2 protein-coding genes and 2 pseudogenes are annotated in these 2,284 nt (G+C 68.1%); all 4 read right to left on the reverse strand.

What is annotated here, in order from left to right:
* Positions 1 to 426: pseudogene (locus tag ASG00_RS14990) on the reverse strand (hypothetical protein); the annotation flags it as partial.
* Positions 423 to 1,334, reverse strand: a complete 912-nt coding sequence (locus ASG00_RS00195) for an ABC transporter ATP-binding protein (RefSeq protein ID WP_056206030.1) — start codon at positions 1,332 to 1,334, stop codon at positions 423 to 425. The gene ASG00_RS00195 and the pseudogene ASG00_RS14990, both read right to left, overlap by 4 nt.
* Positions 1,331 to 1,717 (reverse strand): GntR family transcriptional regulator, encoded by a 387-nt coding sequence (locus ASG00_RS00200; protein WP_056206032.1) that lies wholly within the window; start codon positions 1,715 to 1,717, stop codon positions 1,331 to 1,333. The genes ASG00_RS00195 and ASG00_RS00200 overlap by 4 nt, the downstream gene beginning before the upstream one ends.
* A 153-nt stretch (positions 1,718 to 1,870) precedes the next feature.
* Positions 1,871 to 2,284 (reverse strand): annotated as a pseudogene (locus ASG00_RS15920) (ABC transporter substrate-binding protein); the annotation flags it as partial.

Raw genomic sequence — 2,284 nt, forward strand, 5'->3', positions numbered from 1 at the left:
GAGCCACCAGCCGCCCGTCGCCTTCTCGACCTGTACGAGTGCGGCCGTGAGCGCCGCCATCTCCGCGGACACGAGCACGAACATGACGAGGGTGCCCATCCAGTAGTCCCGCCGGGTCGAGCCGATGCCGAGTGCGAAGGAGAACGTGAGCCCGACGGCCTGCACCCCGACCACCACCAGGTACCACTGGGGCGACAGCACGGCCCAGCTGTAGCGCATCCCCTCGATGTCGATCCCACCGGCCACGCTCCGGATGATCAGGCCGACGACCATCGAGACCACCCAGGCGCTGCCCGCGATGACCCATGGCATGCCGAAGAACACGGCGGGGTTCACGGCGTGCAGACGTACGGTGCGCCAGATCGGATTGCGCCGCATGCGACCGGCGCGAGGCAGCGCCGATCCGACGACGGTGAGCGCGTTCATGCGGCTTCCCTCCGGTTCGGGGCGTCGGGGCTCGCGAGATCGTCTCCGGTGAGGTGCACGACGAGCTGCTGGAGCGACACCGGGGCGAGCTCGAGGCCGGAGTGCGCGGCACGGGCTCGCGCGGCCGCGTCGAGGCGGCCGTCGATCGTGACCGACGCGAGCCCGCCGAGACGCTCCCGTCCGATGATCGTGTAGTCGGCGGCGAACGCGTCGACCGCGGCAGCCGGCCCCGCCACCGCCGTTGCGGAGCCGCGCAGCTCATCCGCGTCCTGGTCGAGCAGGATGCGCCCGCGATCGATGAGGACGACGTGTTCGAGCATGCCGGCGACCTCGTCGATCAGATGGGTGGAGAGCACGACGGTTCGCGGGTGCTCGGCGTAGTCCGTCAGCAGCCGGTCGTAGAAGATCTGTCGCGCCACGGCGTCGAGACCCAGATACGGCTCGTCGAAGAACGTCAGGTCGGCACGGGAGGCCAGCCCGACGACGACGCCGACGGCGGACAGCTGCCCCCGCGACAGCTTCTTGATGGGCCGGCGGAGGGGAAGCGCGAAATCGGCGATGAGGCGGCTCGCGAAGTCCGCGTCCCAGTTCTCGAAGTACCAGGGAGCGACAGAGAAGACATGCGCCGGCGTGAAGCCCTCGGGGTACCGCTGCGATTCGGCGATGAAGCACAGGCGACGCAGGACGTCGCCGCGTTCGACCGGCGAGCGGCCGAAGACCTCGACCGAGCCGCCGTCGGCGAAGATCTGCCCCGTGAGCAGTTGCATGAGCGTCGTCTTGCCGGCGCCGTTGCGGCCGAGGAGGCCGTAGATGCGATTCTCGGCGAACTCGACGTCGACGCCGTCGATCGCCGCGAGCTTTCCGTAGCGCTTCACCAGCCCGCGGGTGCGGGCGACTGCGGCGGTCATGAGGCGATCCTTACGTCGGTGTTCGCGGCGGCGGCGCACTCGGCGCGCACCAGGTCGATGAGCTGGTCGGCCTCAATGCCGAGTGTCGAGGCCTCGACGATCAGGGGACGCACGAATTCGTCGGCGAACGATCTCCGCCGACGGCCCGCGACCCGTTCGCGGGCTCCACTCGTCACGAACATCCCGATCCCGCGACGCTTCTCCACGATCCCGGCGTCGACGAGCATGTTCACTCCTTTGAGCGCGGTGGCCGGATTGATGCGAAGGAACCCGGCGAGCTCGTTCGTCGACGGGATCTGCGCGTCCTCCGCGAGCAGGCCGGCGAGGATCTGGTTCTCGATCTGCTCGGCGACCTGCACGAAGATCGGGCGCGTCTCATCCATCCGGTAACGGCCCTCCCGACGTGCTCACATGGTTCATTACTTGAGTAACTAACCAATCATGCAGAGCTCCGCGTGTCAAGCGTGGCGCGGCGACGGCGGGCACACGAAAGGGGCGGGTGCTCGCGCACCCGCCCCTTCGCTGTGATCAGGAGATCAGTTGGTCGAACCCTGGATCGACTTCTGGAACACCGGGACGTTGGTCGCGTCGAACTTGTAGATGCCGATGAAGGCGCTCGACGGGTCGTTCTCGGAGTTGAACGGGCCGATGCCCGCCTTGCCCGTGTACTGGATGTCCTTGCCGGAGTTCAGCAGGGCGAGGCACGAGGCGTAGTCGGCGCACTTCTCGCCACCGTTGACACCCGAGACCGCGGCGAGGTTCGCCTGGATCGTGGGGCCGTCGGTGCCCTTGCCCTTGTCGGCAGCGAGCGCGGCGAGCACGATCGCGTCGTAGGACTCGGGAGCGTAGGAGAAGTCCTTCAGGTCGGCGTTCGCCGAGGTCTTGTAGAAGTCCACGAGACGCTGCTTGAAGGTGGCGTCGGGCTGAGCACCGGGGATCGTGCCCTGCGC

The organism is Microbacterium sp. Leaf351, assembly GCF_001423825.1.
Lineage (GTDB): Bacteria > Actinomycetota > Actinomycetes > Actinomycetales > Microbacteriaceae > Microbacterium > Microbacterium ginsengisoli.